The organism is Actinomyces sp. oral taxon 181, from assembly GCF_018370895.1.
Classification (GTDB): domain Bacteria; phylum Actinomycetota; class Actinomycetes; order Actinomycetales; family Actinomycetaceae; genus Pauljensenia.
This window is the reverse complement of sequence record NZ_JAGYZL010000003.1, coordinates 122,553-139,948: the sequence shown is the minus strand read 5'-3', so window position 1 is coordinate 139,948 and position 17,396 is coordinate 122,553. Positions and strand designations below refer to the sequence as shown.

The following is a 17,396-nucleotide window of genomic DNA, read 5'->3' as shown; positions in this document are numbered from 1 at the left end:
ACATCAACCTTCTACTTGAGGTTTAAGGTTGGTGCGCAGAAAGAGGGCAAGGTTATGGTCGCACCGCAGAATCATCTGGCGGTTATCAAAGTCGTCGGAGTTGGTGGCGGCGGTGTTAACGCCGTCAATCGAATGATTGAAGTTGGCTTGAAAGGCGTTGAGTTCATTGCTGTGAATACCGACGCGCAAGCTTTGCTGATGTCCGATGCAGAGACGAAGTTGGACATTGGTCGTGACCTTACCCACGGCCTCGGCGCCGGTGCAGACCCCGCAGTGGGGCGGCAGGCAGCCGAAGACCACATTGACGAAATTACCGAGGCCCTTGAAGGCGCGGATATGGTCTTCGTGACCGCAGGTGAAGGTGGCGGTACCGGAACCGGTGCAGCTCCCGTTGTCGCGAAGATTGCGCGCACCGCAGGTGCCCTGACCGTCGGTGTTGTCACACGCCCCTTCTCCTTTGAAGGAAACCGCCGCGCATCCCAGGCTGATGCTGGTGTTGAGAAGCTCCGTGAAGAGGTCGACACCCTGATCGTCATTCCGAACGATCGTCTGCTTCAGATCTCAGATGCCAATATCTCGGTACTCGAAGCTTTCCGTGCAGCCGATCAGGTTCTGCTTTCTGGCGTTCAAGGTATCACCGAACTGATCACCACCCCCGGCCTGATCAACGTGGACTTCAACGATGTGAAGTCCGTAATGAAGGATGCCGGTTCTGCCCTGATGGGTATTGGTTCGGCAACCGGCGAAGATCGCGCTCTGCGAGCAGTCGAGTCCGCTATCTCCTCGCCGCTCCTCGAAGCCTCGATCGATGGTGCACACGGTGTCCTCATGTTCTTCCAAGGCGGTTCCGACCTGGGCTTGCAGGAGATCTACCAGTCCTCGCTTTTGGTTCGCGAGGCCGCGCACCCCGAAGCCAATATCATCTTCGGTTCTGTCATTGATGACTCCCTTGGTGACGAAATCCGCGTGACCGTCATCGCGGCGGGCTTTGACGAGGTGGCATCCCAATCTTCTCCGGCAAATGAGCCCGTCGTGGCTCCTCGACCGGTTCATGCTCGTCAGGAAAAGACCGAAGCTCCAGCAGCTCCTCAGCGCCGCATCGGGGAGGTCGCCTCGGCTCACACCGCAGCTCACCGCGCAGATCCTGAATTGCCGACGCGCACCAACCAGATTCCGATTGCCCGCCAGAGCGAAGAAGAGTCGTCGAAGGAAGTTCCTTCCCTCGAAGTGCCTCGTGTCTTCGAAGAGGAACAGCCTTCGGACGTCTTGGATATTCCTGATTTCTTGCGCTGATGAAGCACACTGACCTGCACGGTGCCCGCGTTTACTTCACTGAAGTCGGCGCGGGCACTGACCCATATCGGGACAACTTTGGGACGCACGTCGGCGATAACACGGAACATGTGCATGAGCGTCGCCGCAAGCTTTCCACGCTCATTGGCCATCCAATTGTTTGGATGAATCAGACACATTCGGTGAACGTTCAGGCGCTTACCCCTGCGAATGCCTCTCTTTTATCACAGGAGTATCAAGGGGAAATAGGCCCCCTTGACTGCGATGGTGTCGTGATCGATTCACGTCAGTGGGAACAAGCTCCAGCCTTGGCTGTGATGACGGCAGACTGTATGCCGATCTTGCTGAGTAGTGGAAACGGAGTCATCGGCGCTGTTCACGCCGGACGCGTGGGGTTCCTCGGAGGGATTCTTGACCGAACATGTGAGGTCTTTGCTTCTTTTGGTGTGGACACCGCTGATATTCAGATGCTTATTGGACCGTCTATCTGCGGCCGGTGCTACGAAGTCCCGGCTTCAATGAAAGATCAGAGTGCGCTTATCGCTCCCGCGATAGCTTCGCGCACATCGTGGGGCAGTGACGCCCTGGATCTTCCCGGTGCGGCATTGGCATGGGCTACGGAGCGAGGGATTGCGGCCTCGTGGATTAATGAATGCACACTGGAAAATCCCTCATATCATTCCTATCGTCGAGACCCAGGCTGTGGGCGTTTCGCATCAGTAATTGCGACATGCCGGCAGGCTTAAGCGCGTCAATCGCTTTGGCGCATTACCTTGTGCTCAGGTCCCATTACATAGAGGAGAGCATGATGTCAGGCTTCGGAGCAAAAGCACGCCAATTCATGGGTTGGTACACCCCGGAAGAGGTCGATGAGAGCACCTTGGACTTCCTTCCCGAAGAAGTTGAGGAGACAGAAGTGGCTCACATTACCCCCGCGTCGAATGTCACGCCCATTCACCGTGAGGAGCGCCGCAGCGTTCAGCAGGCGGATCTTTCGCGTATCGTCACCGTGCGTCCGTTGAACTACAACGATGCGCCGGCAATTGCCGAGCCCTACCGTGATGGTGTTCCCGTCATCATGAATCTTTCTGAGGTCTCAGATAAGGATGCGCAGCGTTTCATTGACTTCGCTGTCGGCTTGACCTATGGACTTCAGGGCGTATTCGAACGCGTCACTGATCGCGTTTTCCTTCTTTCGCCTCACAGCGTTGAGGTAACCGGCGACGTGACCGGCTCGAACCGTTCGGCGACTTCGCTCTTCGGACGCTGATCATGGTCTCCCAGTGGTTGGGAGGAGCGATTGCTCTTCTTGCGGGTCTGTACATGCTCGTGTTGATCGCGCGCATGATTTTTGATTGGATTCGCTTCTTCTCTCCACTGTGGAGGCCGTCAGGGCTCATTCTGCCCATCGCGAATCTGGTCTATGCGCTGACTGATCCGCCTCTTTCTTTCCTGCGCAGGATTATTCCGCCGCTGCGTCTTGGAGGGAACCTTGCCATTGATCTGGGATTTATGATCCTGTTTTTGGCGACGATCATTGTTGAAAACCTTGGGGTTTTCATTCGCAGCTTGGGCTTTTAGCTCCGGCGTTTGACAGTGACCTCGGGTCTATCGCGGTTGCATGTCACCTGAGTAATAAGTGAAATATGGGGAAATTGGTGTTATTGTGACGCTAGTTCCGCTATTATTCCAGTGTGTAGTTCGGGTCATCCTCATCGGTGATCCGGTGACGCGAGCATACGAGCGTCACACAACAAGTACCGAGAGGTAAACAAATGGCTCTGCTCACAACCGAAGATGTGTTGGAAAAAACCTTCAACATCGTGAAGTTCCGTGAAGGATATGACCAGGTCGAGGTTGACGACTTCCTCGATGAGGTTGTCTCCACGATTTATACTCTCCAGGCTGAGAACCAGAACCTGCGCGAAGAGCTTGAGGCTGCTGAGCGTCGTGTCGCTGAGCTGTCCGGTGGCGAAGCCCCCAGCCACAAGCCTGCAGAACAGACCGCTGCTCCTGTCGTTGAAGAGCCCGTTGTATCCGAGCCTTCCGTCACCGAGACTGCTGTTGCTGCCCCCGCAGTCGCTGCTACTCCTGAGAGCGCAGAGTCGGCAACCTCGATGCTTGCACTGGCACAGCGCGTCCACGACGAGTACGTCCGCGACGGTCGTGAAGAATCCGATCGCATCATCGCCGACGCAAACGCAAAGCGTGACGAAATTATTGCTGACGCACAGAACCAGCACCAGAACATTCTTTCTCAGCTGGATCAGGAGCGCGCACTACTCGAAGGCAAGATCAACGAACTGCGTTCCTTCGAGTCCGAGTACCGTGCAAATCTGCGTGAGCACCTGGAAGGTCTGCTCCAGGAAGTGAACGCCGGAACTCAGAACTGATTTCAGATCAAGATCTCTATGACGGTGGCGCCTTCGCGGCGCCACCGTCATAATTCTTTATGTGAAGAAAAATAATCGCGGCATGCTCATCTGGGCGTACATCATTGCCTTAATCGCATTGGCAACGGATCAGGCTTCAAAGTTTTGGGCACTGAAGAATCTGAGTGATGGACAGCAACGCCCGCTCCTTGGATCCTTCCTTCGACTTGAGCTCACTGCGAATCCAGGTGCGGCCTTTTCCTTGGGCTCGCAGACGACAATCATCTTCACCTGTATCGCCTGCGTTGTTGTTACTGCGATTGTCATGTATCTTCCACGCGTCGACTCGCGCTTACTTGCCAGCGGATGCGCTCTGCTCCTTGGCGGTGCGGCCGGTAACTTAATTGATCGTTTTATTCAGGAACCCCGATGGGGAAGTGGCCACGTCGTCGACTTCATCGGATACGGAACTTGGTTCATTGGTAACGTTGCAGATATTTGGATTGTCTGCGCGGTCGTTATCCTGCTGATTGCAAGCTTTACCGGTAACAAGCACTCGGTGCGCTGAATATGTCCGATACTCGTTTGATGCCCGTGCCCGACGCGTTGGTTGGGGAGCGGGTCGACGCAGCGCTTTCGCGTATTCTCGGTCTGTCGCGTTCACGTTGTAGTGAGCTCATCCTTGACGGGAATGTGGCGATTAACGGTACGTTGGCCTCTAAATCGGACAGGCTTGGAGAGAACGACCTTTTAGAAATTACGATCCCAGAACCTAAAACTCCTGTAACTCCAGTAGTGGGGATGGATATTCTCTACGACGATGACGATATTGTCGTCGTCAACAAGCCAGTTGGTGTTGCAGCGCATTCAGGTCCGGGTTGGACAGGTCCTACTGTTGTTGGCAACCTCGCGGCAGCGGGATATCGAATCACTACTCACGGCCCAGTTGAACGTCAAGGAATTGTTCATCGACTGGATGTAGGAACCTCGGGCGCAATGATGGTCGCCAAGTCCGAACTCGCCTATTCGGTGATGAAGCGCGCCTTCAAGGAACGGACTGTACGCAAGATCTACCATGCGGTGGTTGCCGGACACCCAGACCCGGCCTCGGGAACGATTGACGCACCGATTGGACGCCACCCCTCGCGGGAATGGCGTATGGCGGTGATCGATGGGGGAAAGCGCGCGGTGACGCACTACGACACCCTCGAGCTCATGCCGGGTGCCGCGCTTGTGGATGTGCATCTGGAAACCGGACGTACTCACCAGATTCGCGTGCATATGGCTGCGATCGGCCATCCCTGTGTTGGTGACGTCTTCTATGGAGCCGACCCCACAAAAGCAGAGCAGTTGGGCTTGGACCGTCAGTGGCTACACGCGGTTGAGCTGGGATTTACGCATCCGCGAACTCAACTTCCTGTGATGGTACGAGCCCCTTACCCGGATGACCTCAATCACGCTTTGGAGATTTTGCGTCACGCGTAAGCATTTTGCTTCACGCTTCGCCCAGTGTGCTGGATCAAGAAACACTAGACTGACACCATGGCACCAGCGGACTCTTTCGTGCATCTGCACAATCACTCGGAATACTCGATGCTCGATGGAGCAGCGCGAATCAAGCCGATGGTTGCAGAAGCTGCAAGGCTGGGACAGCCCGCAATTGGCCTGACGGATCATGGCTACCTCTTCGGTGCCTATGAGTTTTATGATGCTGCGACGAAGGCGGGTATCAAGCCAATCATTGGCTTGGAAGCCTATGTCACTCCGGGTACTTCACGTTTCGATCGTCAAAAGGTGACTTGGGGTGAGCCTTGGCAGCGCAGCGATGACGTATCAGCTTCGGGTTCGTATAACCACCTCACCTTGCTCGCGTACTCAACAGAAGGAATGCACAACCTTTTCCGCTTGGGAAGTTACGCCTCGGTCGATGGGCAATTCGGTAAGTGGCCTCGCGCCGATAAGGAACTGCTTGAACGCTTCCACAAGGGGCTGATTGTTTTCACCGGTTGCCCTTCGGGTGCAGTGCAGACACGAATGCGTTTGGGCCAATGGGACGAGGCCGTGGCTGAGGCCGCAGAGCTGCGCGACATTTTTGGGCCTGAGAATTTCTACGTGGAAGTTATGGACCACGGGATTGAATTTGAGAGGCGTACGCAAAAACAACTCCTTGAACTTGCTAAGCTCATGGACGCACCGCTGGTCGCTACGAATGACGCGCACTACGTCAAAAAGGAAGACCGCGGAATTCAGGACGCACTGCTGTGTATCAACTCGGGTTCGCGAATCTCTGATCCGGATCGCTTTAAGTTCGATGGAGACGGTTACTACATTCGTTCTTCCGAAGAGATGCGCTCTATCTGGAAGGAATTGCCAGAAGCCTGCAATTCGACACTGGAAATTGCAGAGCGATGCGATGTCCACTTCAGGACCACCGCTGAGGGTGCCTCGTACATGCCCGACTTCCCTGTTCCAGAAGGGGAAGATAAGACCTCGTGGTTTATTAAAGAAGTTGAAAAGGGTCTTCAGGAGCGTTTCCCCAAGGGTATTCCAGACGATGTACGCAAGCAGGCCGAATACGAGGAAGACGTCATCATCAAGATGGGCTTCCCGGGCTACTTCCTCACCGTTGCCGACTACATCAACTGGGCAAAGAGCCAGGGAATCCGCGTGGGGCCCGGTCGTGGTTCGGGTGCGGGGTCCATGGTCGCCTACGCCATGAAAATCACCGAACTCAATCCGCTCAACCACGGGCTGATCTTCGAACGCTTCTTGAACCCCGAGCGTATTTCGATGCCCGACTTTGACGTTGACTTTGACGAACGTCGTCGTGATGAGGTCATTGAGTACGTTAAACGAAAGTACGGCGAAGACCGCATTTCACAGGTGGTCACCTACGGTCGAATTAAGACCAAGCAGGCCCTGAAAGATTCTGCGCGAATCTTGGGACGCGACTTCAAGGTGGGGGAGCAGCTGACGAAAGCACTGCCTCCTTCGGTCATGGGCAAGGACATCTCGGTTGCGGGTATCTTCGATGAGAAGGATAAACGCTACGCCGAAGCTACGGAGTTCCGTAAGTACTATGAAGAGAACCCCGATGTCCACGAGGTTGTTCAGTACGCACTGGGGCTTGAGGGGCTGACCCGTCAATGGGGCGTCCACGCATGTGCGGTGATCATGTCATCGCATACCCTGACGGACATTATCCCCATTATGAAACGCCCTCAAGACGGGGCGATCATCACCCAATTCGACTACCCGACCTGTGAAGGTCTTGGGCTTCTCAAGATGGACTTCTTGGGACTGCGCAACCTGACGGTTATTTCTGATGCTCTTGAAAACATCAAACTCAATGGCAAGCAGGATCCCGATCTAGACCATGTCCCGCTAGATGACCCGGCAACATATGAGTTGTTGGGCCGCGGCGATACCTTGGGCGTTTTCCAGCTTGATGGTGGCGGTATGCGTGACCTTCTCAAGCTGATGAAACCGGATAACTTCGAAGATATCTCCGCTGTGGGTGCGCTGTATCGTCCCGGTCCTATGGGTGCAAATTCGCACACAAACTATGCTCTGCGTAAGAACGGGCGCCAGGAGATCACTCCGATCCACCCCGAACTTGCGGAGCCTTTGAAGGACATTCTGGGAACGACCTACGGTCTGATTGTCTATCAAGAGCAGGTCATGCAGATTGCCCAAAAACTTGCGGGCTACTCTCTTGGCCAAGCAGATATCTTGCGTAAGGCCATGGGCAAAAAGAAGAAGGAAGTTCTGGACCAACAGTTCAAGGGCTTCCGACAGGGCATGCTAGATAACGGCTATTCCGAAGAATCAATCAAGGCTCTGTGGGATGTGGTCGTTCCCTTCTCGGCCTACGCATTTAACAAGGCTCACTCCGCAGCCTACGGCTTGGTGTCGTATTGGACGGCCTATCTCAAAGCAAACTATCCCACCGAGTACATGGCCGCTCTTTTGACTTCGACGAAAGACAATAAGGACAGGCGCGCGCTCTACCTGGCGGAGTGCCGCCATATGGGAATTACCGTCCTTCCTCCGGATGTCAATGCCTCAATGGGCACCTTTGCTCCTGATGGCAAGGACATTCGCTTTGGTCTGAATGCTATTCAGAATGTTGGTGCGAACGTCGTCGACGCGATTGTCGAGACGCGTCAAGAGAAGGGCAAGTTCACCACTTTCCAAGACTTCTTGGACAAGGTTCCTCAGGTGGTGTGCAATAAGCGAACGATCCAGTCGCTCGTGCGCGCCGGCGCTTTCGACTCGCTGGGTTACACGCGCCGCGCTCTTCTGTCGCGCTGTGACGAGGCAGTGGATGCGGTGATCGACGTGAAGCGTAACGAAGCGATCGGACAGTTTGACCTCTTTGGCGGAATGGGCATGGGGGAGGATTCAGGTTCTTCTCTGGCAATTGGAATCCCGGATCTTCCTGAGTTTGATCGTCGGCAAAAGCTCGCCGAAGAACGCGAGATGCTGGGGCTCTACGTTTCGGACCACCCTTTGCGCGGGCTTGAAGGTGCCTTGGAGCGCCACCAAGACGTTGAAATTGCGCAGATTGTTGGCGGCGATGAGAGTCTGGTCGACCGCACTGTCAAAATCGCAGGCTTGGTTTCATCGCTTCAAACCAAAGTGACGAAGCAGGGTAATCCCTGGGCAATTGCGACAATCGAAGACCTGAGCGGTTCGGTCGAAGTGCTCTTCTTCCCGCGCGCCTATGAGACGGTGCAAACCTTCCTGGCTCCTGACCTTGTTGTTCAGATTGAGGGTCGCGTCAACACTCGCGATGAGCAGGTGTCAATTTATGGTCAGTCGATGAACATCCTCGAGCTACGCGAGGACGGAAATGTTCCCCTTGACTTGGAACTGGCTGCCTCGCGTTGCACTCCTGAGCTTTTGCGTGAATTGAAGGAAGTACTGGAAACCTTCCCGGGCTCTTCACCCGTACGTTTGCACCTGCGTGAACCCGGACGCGTGACGATTGTTGAATTGGATTCTTCTCTGCGTGTCACCCAATCGGGGCCATTCTTTAGCCACGTAAAGGCGGTTGTTGGCGCTGAAGGAGTGCTGACCTCACACTAGGACGCGCACTCGTGCAGGCCTCGTGGCCTCGGGGAAGGGAAGCAGGACGCAACGAGAGTGCGTTGGCCTCGTCTGCCTAGTCGATGACGCGAACTTTAGCGGCAAAGACTCCCTGTGGCGTGCGAAGCTCGACGAGTTCGCCATCTTCTAGGGCATGCCCGCGGCGGGTTTCAACTTCGCCATTGACACTAACGTCGCCGCTTTGGATCAGGTCGCGTGCCTCTGCACCATCCTCAACCAGACCAGCACGCTTGAGGAATTGGCCCAGTCGGATCGATCCGCGGACCTCGATAGTGGGAATAGAAGGCATGTGCGCTCCTGTGCTTGAGGGGTGTTTCTCGCTTTGTATTATCACACGCCGCTATGTCGCGATACGATAAACGCTGTTAGCCAACAGGAAGTGGAGGCCCTTGTGTCTGAAGACAACAATCGGGATCTGGACGCGCAGTTTCGTGATCTAGTCGCAGACATGGAGTCCGATCTCGAGGGGGATCTGCCACAAGATGCGGGAGAGAATGTGTCGCCTACACGAGACGCTCTTGATACCCCCGTTGATGAGTCGCTTCACCTTGAGGGAGGTAAGCTCTCCGTTGCCCTAGTACTTGCCCCAATTCCTTCCGCCGAAGCCCTCCATTCGCTGCTCGCTCTTTCCGGTATTCACGAGGCCGTGGTGCGGTTGAAGCCGTGGACGGGGGTGTGGTTGCGAGTGCAGACCCAGACAACTCAAGAAGAAGAACTCAATGTGCTTCTCACAGGGCGTCGTCCGATGCCACCGGAAGTCGATCGGATTGCCTCGGTGATTTCGCGACTGTCGAAGTATGGTGCCGTTGCGATTATGTCCTGGCTGGTTGAGGGCGATGGTGTGGAACCCGGTGTGTCAGGCCAGATCACCGCGCAGCGCTATGTCAATGGAAGTAGCGAGGATGACATTCCGGCAGGGCTGTTGCTGGGGGCGATGCCTCAGGCGACCGAGGATCTATTGCTTGGTCGAACTCTTCCCTCCGACTATCCCGATTCTATTCAAGCGGATGGAAAGGGAGGCCGCCGCGGTCCCTTCTCCTGGTTTAGGAAGCGCTGATGTCCGAGGCAATTGGCGAAGAACAGAAGAACCGTTTGGCGCAGCGTCTTTCAATGGCTACGCACAACCGAGATGATCACGGGCAGGCTCTGAGTAAAACTCAGCATGCGCTTGAGTGCCCTAAGGATAGTGCGCAACAACTCGAAGAGCTGGTCCATGCTCTTGAGGATGAGCGTGTGATTGTTCCAATCCGTGTTGAAGAGGATCCTCGAGTAACTGGAGTTCATGCGGGGGAGTTGGGGCATGATCCGGCTGGGTTTCTCGTGATTGAAACCTCCGCGGGCCCAGCAATTGCTGCGTTTAGCTCTTCTGCATCACTTTCGGATTTTGATCCGAGCTCGCGTCCCATGGGACTTCCTTTCAAGCGAGTTGCACTGGTCGCTTTGCTTGAAAGCGCGGGGCGCGTTGTCTTTGACCCCCACAGCGCAGATATCGTGGTTCCTCGAAGTGCAACCGCGGCTCTGGCTCAGGGAGATCATTGGCTTCCTGCGTGGAAAGATCGCGACCTCAAGAATCTGCTACTTGAGCAGGCAAGTCAGGAATTCTCGCCACTAAGCGATCTCCACGTGGAATATGCCGGCCAGGAACTCTGCCGTATCATTCTTGAAATTGATGCCTCGAAGGTGCGTAGGAATGAGGGTGACCTTACGCGCTCTGAGCTGCGAGAAAAAGTCCAGGGTGTCATCGAAGGGCTCAGTGCTCTTCCTCGGCTGCGCGCCGTTACAGACCAGATTCAATGGGTTCCTCGATGGGTGGGGATGTGAGTCATTCCATCGCATTGCCATCGATCGAATATCGCCCTTGGCGCATGAATTTGCTAAGATATTAGCGACCAATCGGGGATTTCGCCCCGATCGTGCAAGCGGAGTTTCTCCCACCTTGATTCCCGCCCGAGTTTTCGGGTTGCCCACGTAGAGCCAGGGGATCGGGTTAAACGGTAGCATCCGGACGGATGTTGTTGCCGGGATAAGCCTTCGTGCGCACAGTGGCACGAAGGCCTTTTTCGTGTCACGGATACGACTGTGGAAGGAGCCACTCATTAGCGAGCCTCGCATCAATGAGCGGATTCGAGTTCCCGAGGTACGTCTCGTGGGACCCGGAGGAGAACAGGTTGGTGTTGTCCGCGTGGAAGACGCACTGCGTCTTGCCGAAGAAGCGGGCCTCGACCTGGTTGAGGTTGCACCCGACGCTAAGCCGCCGGTTGCAAAACTCATGGACTACGGAAAATACAAGTATGAAGCGGCCCAGAAGGCTCGCGATGCTCGCCGTAATCAGGCGAACACGCAGCTCAAGGAGATTCGCTTCCGCCTGAAGATTGATGACCACGACTTCTCGGTGAAGAAGGGGCACGTTGAGCGTTTCCTTTCCGCCGGTGACAAAGTCAAGGTCATGATTATGTTCCGCGGTCGTGAACAGTCACGACCTGAAGCGGGCGTCCGACTCCTGCAGCGTCTTGCTGAGGAAGTTGGAGAACTCGCCACTGTCGAATCGATGCCTCGCCAAGACGGCCGCAACATGACCATGGTTCTTGCGCCTACGAAGCGCAAGTCCGATGCGGTCAACGAGCAGCGCAAGCGTCGCGAAGCTGAACGTGAAGAACGTCGCGGTAAGCGCGCAGAACGCGCCAGTAAGGACCAAGCTCGTGTGGCCTCGCAAGAGGCAGATGCACAGAAGAAGTGAAGGTTGGGGTTAGACCCCGTCCGGAAGAAGAAGGATCAAAATAATGCCGAAGAATAAGACGCATTCCGGTTCCAAGAAGCGTTTCCGCCTCACCGGAAAGGGCAAGATCATGCGCGAGCAGGCTGGTGCACGCCACCTCCTCGAGCACAAGTCCTCCCGCAAGACCCGTCGTCTGGCCTCGGACCAGGTTCTGGCCACCGCCGACGTCAAGCGCGTCCGTACCCTGCTGGGCAAGTGACCGGCACCTTCGACAAGGAGATTTAGAAAATGGCACGTGTTAAGCGTTCTGTTAACGCCAAGAAGAAGCGTCGCACCGTACTCGAGCAGGCATCCGGCTACCGTGGCCAGCGTTCGCGCATGTACCGCAAGGCCAAGGAACAGGTCACGCACTCATTCGTGTACTCCTACCGTGACCGCAAGGCGAAGAAGGGCGATTTCCGTCGCCTGTGGATCCAGCGCATCAACGCTGCTTCCCGCGCACAGGGCATGACCTACAACCGTTTCATCCAGGGCCTGAACCTGGCCGGTGTTGAGGTCGATCGCCGCATGCTCGCCGAGCTGGCCGTCAATGATATCGCCACCTTCAACGCTCTTGTTGAGGTTGCAAAGAAGGCTCTGCCTGCCGACGTGAACGCGCCCAAGGCCTGAGCATTCAGTGAGCAGCTTTTCCGAACGCCCGTCCATCCTCGATAACCCTCGCGCTGATCGCGTGAAGAAAGTCGCGGCATTGGCCGGGCGTTCGGCGCGCTTACGCGCCGCTCTGATCCTGGTTGAAGGGCCGCAGGCGGTGCGCGAGTTGGTTCGCCATCGCGCAGGTAGCGTGCGCGATGTGTACCTGACCGAGGCGGCTGCGCTCCTGCATCCGGATGTTGTTACCGATGCTCGGAAAGCAACGCGCTGGGTGCATACGGTGACGCCGGAGGTCGCCTCCGCAATGAGCGGAGATGCTCAGGGGATCCTCGCAGTTGCCGACGCCGAGGCGATCCACACCTCGTGGGATCCGCAGGCGGGGCAGTGGCCTGCGACCACGGTTATCCTCGCCCAGGGGCGTGACCCCGGGAACGTGGGGACGATCATCCGCACGGCCGATGCGATGGGTGCTCAGGCGGTTGTGGCCGTCGCGGGAACCGTTGACGTGACAAGTCCCAAAGTCATTCGTTCCTCCGCCGGCTCCCTTTTCCACATCCCTGTCCTCTCCGCCCCGTCGGTGCACGAGGCGATTGCCGCCCTGCGCTGTGAGGGGCACGTTGCGCTGGGAACATCCGGCGGGCATGGTTCTGTGGATTTGAACGACCTCATGACACCTCGATCTGCCGCTCATACTGCGCTGCGGGGACCGCACTCCTGGGTTCTGGGCAATGAAGCTCAGGGACTGTCGCAGGAGGAGCTTGCTGCCTGCGACCTCCTGATTCGTATCCCGATGAGCGGCCATGCCGAATCCCTCAATGTGGCGTCGGCTGCATCGATCTGTCTTTTTGCCTCTCAGTGGAGTCGCGACCAGCTGCTGTAGGTGTCGTGATCGCTGAGTTCAGTGCAGCTCGCGCCCCTGCGCTGTATATGCGGGGTCTTTTGGTGGTTCTTGTCTAAAGAATCCATATTTGCCTGTCTTCTGTTCTCGCTGCTCAGAGTGAAGAAAGCTTCCCTCATTCTGGATGATCATCATTTTTCTGTGGGGCTGACTCAGATAGGATGGGGGTGTGCGAGTTGCAGACACCAATGAAAACCAGCTCATTGCCAGCTTCCGTGAACTCCTTCCGTCAGGAGAACGCACTCTTATCGGATCGGGAGATGACTGCGCGCAGATTGTGACACCGGAAGGGCACTTCATTGTGACCACGGACGTTCTTGTCGAGGGACGCCACTTCCGAGTCGACTGGTCGAGCGCCTATGAGATCGGTGCGCGCGCTGCCGCCCAAAATCTCGCGGATATTGCGGCCATGGGGGGACGTACCTCCGCTCTGGTCGTCTCCCTGGTGTTGCCTTCAGATACCGAGGTGGACTGGCTGAACGACCTGGTGGAAGGCTGCGGCGATCGCGCACGAGAAGCCGGTGCCGGCGTCGTCGGCGGCGACCTATCTTCGGGAGATCAGCTGGTGATTGCCGTGACGGCAATGGGCTGGTGCCCCCACGGCATCGTGGTACGCAGCGGTGCGCAACCCGGTGACGTACTGGCCGTTGCGGGGACCCTGGGACGTTCCGCGGCCGGTTTAGCCGCCCTCTCCTCGGGGAAGGTTCCCCCCTGCACCCCGAGCGCTGAGCTTCCCTCATCGATTCGCGAGGCGGTTTCCGTTTTCCGCGCCCCTGTCCCTCCGCTGGAGGCGGGGGTGCAGGCAGCCTTGGCGGGAGTGCACGCCATGATGGACGTTTCCGATGGGCTGGCGGTGGATGCTCGACGAATGGCCAAAGCCTCGGGAGCTGTCATTGAAGTGGATCCCGCACTTCTCAAGGAGGACGTGGACGCTTTACTTCCCGTAGTGCGCCTCGTGAATCCGGAGGACAGCGGGGCAGAGGAAGGCTATGCGCGTTCCTGGGTGGTCGGTGGGGGAGAAGACCACTCTCTGCTGGCTGCTTTCCCGCACGAGGCGCCTCTTTCGGAAGGTTTCCGTCCCATTGGGCGTGTCCGCGCCTGTCGGGGTGGGGAAAGTCCCGCCGCACTAATGAACGGCCGGAAATTGACCGGGGGATGGGATCACTTTGCCTGAGATGCGATCGATGGGCGCGCGTGCAATCATCGCTGTGAAGGGGAGCGTTGACGCCTCGAATCCCAAGGTTATTCGTTCCTCCGCAGGTTCAGTTTTTCACCTTCCTATCGTTCCTCTTTCCTCCTTTGACGAGGCCTGTCAGTGCCTTCGCGATCAGCGTTGCGTAATCCTGGGGACTTCTGGTGCACAAGGCGCCTACAGTTTGAGTGAGCTGATGTCTCAGGCAGCTCTTGAAGGGCGCGGCTGGCTTGTCCAATCGCATGCGTGGGTCTTTGGAAATGAAGCTCAGGGAATGAGCGATGAAGAAATGGCCGCATGTGATGCTCTGGTAATGATTCCGATGAGCGGCCAGGCAGAGTCCCTCAACGTTGCAAGCGCTGCTGCTATGTGCCTCTTTGCCTCGCAGAACGCGCGCGTGGGGGAGTAGGAGGCTTTCGGCTTTTTCGATACACGACCTGTCTAACCTTGCAGTAATCTTTTCTGTTTTGATGTACTGTATAACTTCCATTTTTCTGATGGACCAATGCTTAACGTCGCCTTAGCGTGGTATGTGTGGATTCTTGAAATTCGAGCTGTTGTCGAAATTTTCACTTGTACTTTTCGGAGGAGTGCTACCGTCGAAATGGGGTCGGATTGGCGGATCGCTACTCCGTATTCTTTGATAAGGTCCCGCATAGGTTCGAGGAGGAATCCAGATGAGTGGCTTGCCCAATGGCGTACCGCGCGTGCCGCAGCCAGATGATTACAGCGGTCCCACGCATGAAGAATTCGCCATTTCAGGAAATACGACGGCAGAACCTGGGGGGATGGCCAAAGATTCAAATGAGGCATCTTCATCCCCGATAGTGCTGGTAGTTAAACATCAAATTCAATTGCTTTTTGCACCTGCAGGGCTTATGACGCTTGCTATGGAATTAGCGGTCGTCCTTGCGGTAGGGCTTGTTTCCTCGTTCTTCGCTTATTTCTCACTGAGAACCTATATCGCTGAAACTACGCTTGCGACGAGCCTAGATGTATTTTCGCTAATTCCTGTGGAAGTCGGTGCACTCCTAGGAAGCGGTCTGACCATGAGCGTCGGTGTTTTCGGAGTCGACGTTATGACATCAATATTTGCTATTTCTGGAACTGTGGTCGTACTTGAAGTAGTGCTATTACGCGTTCTCATTAAACATCGCACGCCTCATGATGAAAGTGGCACCTCGGGGATTGCAGCAGCGTTTCGCAGTTCCATTGAGGGGTTTTTGGTTGCATGTGTGATAGTCTTACTCACTTCGTTCGCCAGCATCGGTGGGAATGAAAGTACGATTTACGCGAATACGCTCTCGGCTTTCCTAGTTGTCCTAGTGGTCGTTGGACTATCGACATACTCTGTTCGCTGTCCAGCTACCGCTTTTCCAAAGCGACTGATGCACGGCACTCTAATTCGAGAACTTCGTGGTTTTACTCGGATTGTGTTGCCGCTGGTCTGCCTTATTGCAGTTCTCGTGGGACTTCCTTTCCTCTTATCTCACGGGATGGGTCCCAGTATCCCGTTTATTATTCTCTACTTGCCTAATATCGCCTTTTACTTTTTCGGGATAGCCTTCGGCGGAGCTGTTTCGGTTGGTGGTGCGATGAGTTATGCCGGGTTTAGTGGAGAGTATTACTCAAATATTGCTATGTGGACCATGGGGATGACTGGCTTGCTAATCGCACTGCTTGCTATCGTTACGATCCTTGTTTCGTCTATAAGCGTGGGTGTACAACGACAGTGCAAGTCAGCGCCCGCCTGGGGGCGAGTCTGGCAGCTCCCAGTGACTGTAACTACGGCCACCCTTCTCGGGATCATGCTCTTTAACGTTAGAGTCTCAATCAGTGGGGTATCGGGAAGTGCGGGTTTGACCTACTGGACTGTTGTAACCGTGGCTATAGTCGCTGTCATAATCTCAGCACTTGCAGAATTCACACCTCAGCTGCTTGCCGAGCGTGCGCCACGCCTCCTGCTGCTCTGCGGTGGCCGCTCAGCCCTTACGCGGCAAAATGCTTCGACTGCGCGTGAGACGGCACAAGCGTCTGAGAATGATCCTGACCAGGCGGTCATGACCGATGTGCAACTAGCACCGGTGACAGACGAGTCTGTAGCACCTATGGATATTGCTACAAGGAAGAGAGTGAGAACCGCGGTTATAACGTTGGGCGGCGTTGCATTGCTCGCCGTCGTTGCATGTGTTGGGGTAGCGATCATTAATGGACAAAATAGTCCCGAGGCCAAAGTGCGGGAATATCTGAGCTTGCTTGCGGATGGAAATGCGGATGCTGCTAGCGCGATGGTAGACCCCGGTATCCCAAACGGACAGAGAATATTTTTAACTAATTCAGCTTTGCAGGCTGCGTCTTCGCGGGTTGAAGTTGTCGATTTAGCTGAGTCTTCGTCACTCTTGCAGGAAAAAGACGAACGTCGAATCACAGCGACTCTTTCGCTTGATGGTCAGCACTTCACTCATGAGTTCACCTTAAAACAGGGGAAAAAGAAATATGGAATTCTTGATAATTGGCAGATTAAGAATGCCCTGACAACGAGTGTTAATGTGGATGCGTATGGTATCCGTGCAGTGAAGATTGGGGATATCGAGCAGCCTATTGACTCCAAGACTCATACGATTACTGTTTATCCAGGCATTTACACTGTGTCAGCCGCGGATACTAGTGAGTACATCTCTGTGAAGCCTGTCGTGTTGAACACCGCGTCGACATCTTTCTTGAACGTGATACATCTGGAAGCAGAGTATACGGATTCGTTGAAAACAGCTGCGCTGGATGCAGCTATCGCGAAGGTTAAATCATGTGGCACACGAGAGAATTCGTCGAATATGGCTGATGATTGCCCTAGCGCGGTGCGTTCAGACTCCTTGTCGGTATTGAATGTCAAGAAAATACCTGATCAAATCAATGAGAACGCCCTCACCACCGGCTACACAGCTAAATATGCCGTGTTTGAAGTGCAACGTGGATCCGGGATACTGGCTGATAAGGAGCCTCGAGAAATACAATACAGCATCAATGTTCGTGTACTTACTGATAACACGACCGGGGAGATTAAAACTGATTCTCAGGGGAAGCCTGTTTTCGAATTTACGTGGTCTGGTTTCTGATACGTTTCCCAAGTGAGGTGCCCCGTGTTTCTTGAGACACCGGGCACCT

18 protein-coding genes are annotated in these 17,396 nt (G+C 55.4%); 17 read left to right on the top strand and 1 reads right to left on the bottom strand.

The genetic code is table 11. The features are described 5' to 3' along the window. Window positions 1-54 precede the first annotated feature (54 nt). From ftsZ to dnaE, 8 genes are all read left to right on the top strand, one after another. Complete coding sequence (gene ftsZ / locus KHW85_RS02500; protein WP_291458669.1) at window positions 55-1,293, top strand: cell division protein FtsZ; 1,239 nt, start codon at window positions 55-57, stop codon at window positions 1,291-1,293. Beyond that, on the top strand, window positions 1,293-2,039 hold the full coding sequence (locus tag KHW85_RS02495; protein ID WP_291458668.1) for a polyphenol oxidase family protein: 747 nt from the start codon (window positions 1,293-1,295) through the stop codon (window positions 2,037-2,039). The genes ftsZ and KHW85_RS02495 overlap by 1 nt, the downstream gene beginning before the upstream one ends. 59 nt (window positions 2,040-2,098) lie before the next feature. Next, the gene (locus KHW85_RS02490; RefSeq protein WP_009747973.1) at window positions 2,099-2,563 is read left to right on the top strand and encodes a cell division protein SepF; all 465 of its coding nucleotides are present in this window, start codon (window positions 2,099-2,101) and stop codon (window positions 2,561-2,563) included. 2 nt (window positions 2,564-2,565) lie between these two features. Continuing rightward, window positions 2,566-2,874: a YggT family protein gene (locus KHW85_RS02485; RefSeq protein WP_291458667.1), complete on the top strand. Its 309-nt coding sequence runs from the start codon at window positions 2,566-2,568 to the stop codon at window positions 2,872-2,874. 194 nt (window positions 2,875-3,068) lie between these two features. Further along, window positions 3,069-3,686, top strand: a complete 618-nt coding sequence (locus tag KHW85_RS02480; protein ID WP_291458666.1) for a DivIVA domain-containing protein — start codon at window positions 3,069-3,071, stop codon at window positions 3,684-3,686. Window positions 3,687-3,747: 61 nt separating this feature from the next. Then, window positions 3,748-4,233: a signal peptidase II gene (gene lspA / locus KHW85_RS02475; protein ID WP_291458665.1), complete on the top strand. Its 486-nt coding sequence runs from the start codon at window positions 3,748-3,750 to the stop codon at window positions 4,231-4,233. 2 nt (window positions 4,234-4,235) lie between these two features. Continuing rightward, window positions 4,236-5,150 (top strand): RluA family pseudouridine synthase, encoded by a 915-nt coding sequence (locus tag KHW85_RS02470; protein ID WP_291458664.1) that lies wholly within the window; start codon window positions 4,236-4,238, stop codon window positions 5,148-5,150. Window positions 5,151-5,207: 57 nt separating this feature from the next. Continuing rightward, window positions 5,208-8,756 (top strand): DNA polymerase III subunit alpha, encoded by a 3,549-nt coding sequence (gene dnaE, locus KHW85_RS02465; protein ID WP_291458663.1) that lies wholly within the window; start codon window positions 5,208-5,210, stop codon window positions 8,754-8,756. 76 nt (window positions 8,757-8,832) lie between these two features. Here dnaE and KHW85_RS02460 read toward each other — a convergent pair whose 3' ends face one another. After that, window positions 8,833-9,066: an RNA-binding S4 domain-containing protein gene (locus KHW85_RS02460; protein ID WP_009747979.1), complete on the bottom strand. Its 234-nt coding sequence runs from the start codon at window positions 9,064-9,066 to the stop codon at window positions 8,833-8,835. A 159-nt stretch (window positions 9,067-9,225) separates the two neighbouring features. On the opposite strand from KHW85_RS02460, the gene KHW85_RS02455 reads away from it, so the two are divergent. From KHW85_RS02455 to KHW85_RS02415, 9 genes are all read left to right on the top strand, one after another. Next, window positions 9,226-9,834 (top strand): hypothetical protein, encoded by a 609-nt coding sequence (locus KHW85_RS02455; protein ID WP_291458712.1) that lies wholly within the window; start codon window positions 9,226-9,228, stop codon window positions 9,832-9,834. Then, window positions 9,834-10,598, top strand: a complete 765-nt coding sequence (locus tag KHW85_RS02450) for an SseB family protein (RefSeq protein WP_291458662.1) — start codon at window positions 9,834-9,836, stop codon at window positions 10,596-10,598. The genes KHW85_RS02455 and KHW85_RS02450 overlap by 1 nt, the downstream gene beginning before the upstream one ends. A 241-nt stretch (window positions 10,599-10,839) precedes the next feature. Continuing rightward, window positions 10,840-11,514, top strand: a complete 675-nt coding sequence (infC, locus tag KHW85_RS02445) for a translation initiation factor IF-3 (protein ID WP_009747982.1) — start codon at window positions 10,840-10,842, stop codon at window positions 11,512-11,514. 43 nt (window positions 11,515-11,557) lie between these two features. Further along, complete coding sequence (gene rpmI / locus KHW85_RS02440; RefSeq protein ID WP_009747983.1) at window positions 11,558-11,752, top strand: 50S ribosomal protein L35; 195 nt, start codon at window positions 11,558-11,560, stop codon at window positions 11,750-11,752. A 29-nt stretch (window positions 11,753-11,781) separates the two neighbouring features. After that, complete coding sequence (gene rplT, locus KHW85_RS02435; RefSeq protein ID WP_009747984.1) at window positions 11,782-12,162, top strand: 50S ribosomal protein L20; 381 nt, start codon at window positions 11,782-11,784, stop codon at window positions 12,160-12,162. Between the two features lie 7 nt (window positions 12,163-12,169). Continuing rightward, on the top strand, window positions 12,170-13,024 hold the full coding sequence (locus KHW85_RS02430) for an RNA methyltransferase (protein ID WP_291458661.1): 855 nt from the start codon (window positions 12,170-12,172) through the stop codon (window positions 13,022-13,024). Window positions 13,025-13,211: 187 nt separating this feature from the next. Beyond that, window positions 13,212-14,216: a thiamine-phosphate kinase gene (gene thiL / locus KHW85_RS02425; protein ID WP_291458660.1), complete on the top strand. Its 1,005-nt coding sequence runs from the start codon at window positions 13,212-13,214 to the stop codon at window positions 14,214-14,216. Between the two features lie 10 nt (window positions 14,217-14,226). Beyond that, the gene (locus KHW85_RS02420; RefSeq protein ID WP_291458659.1) at window positions 14,227-14,643 is read left to right on the top strand and encodes an RNA methyltransferase; all 417 of its coding nucleotides are present in this window, start codon (window positions 14,227-14,229) and stop codon (window positions 14,641-14,643) included. Window positions 14,644-14,911: 268 nt separating this feature from the next. Then, complete coding sequence (locus KHW85_RS02415) at window positions 14,912-17,347, top strand: hypothetical protein (protein ID WP_291458658.1); 2,436 nt, start codon at window positions 14,912-14,914, stop codon at window positions 17,345-17,347. Window positions 17,348-17,396: the final 49 nt, after the last annotated feature.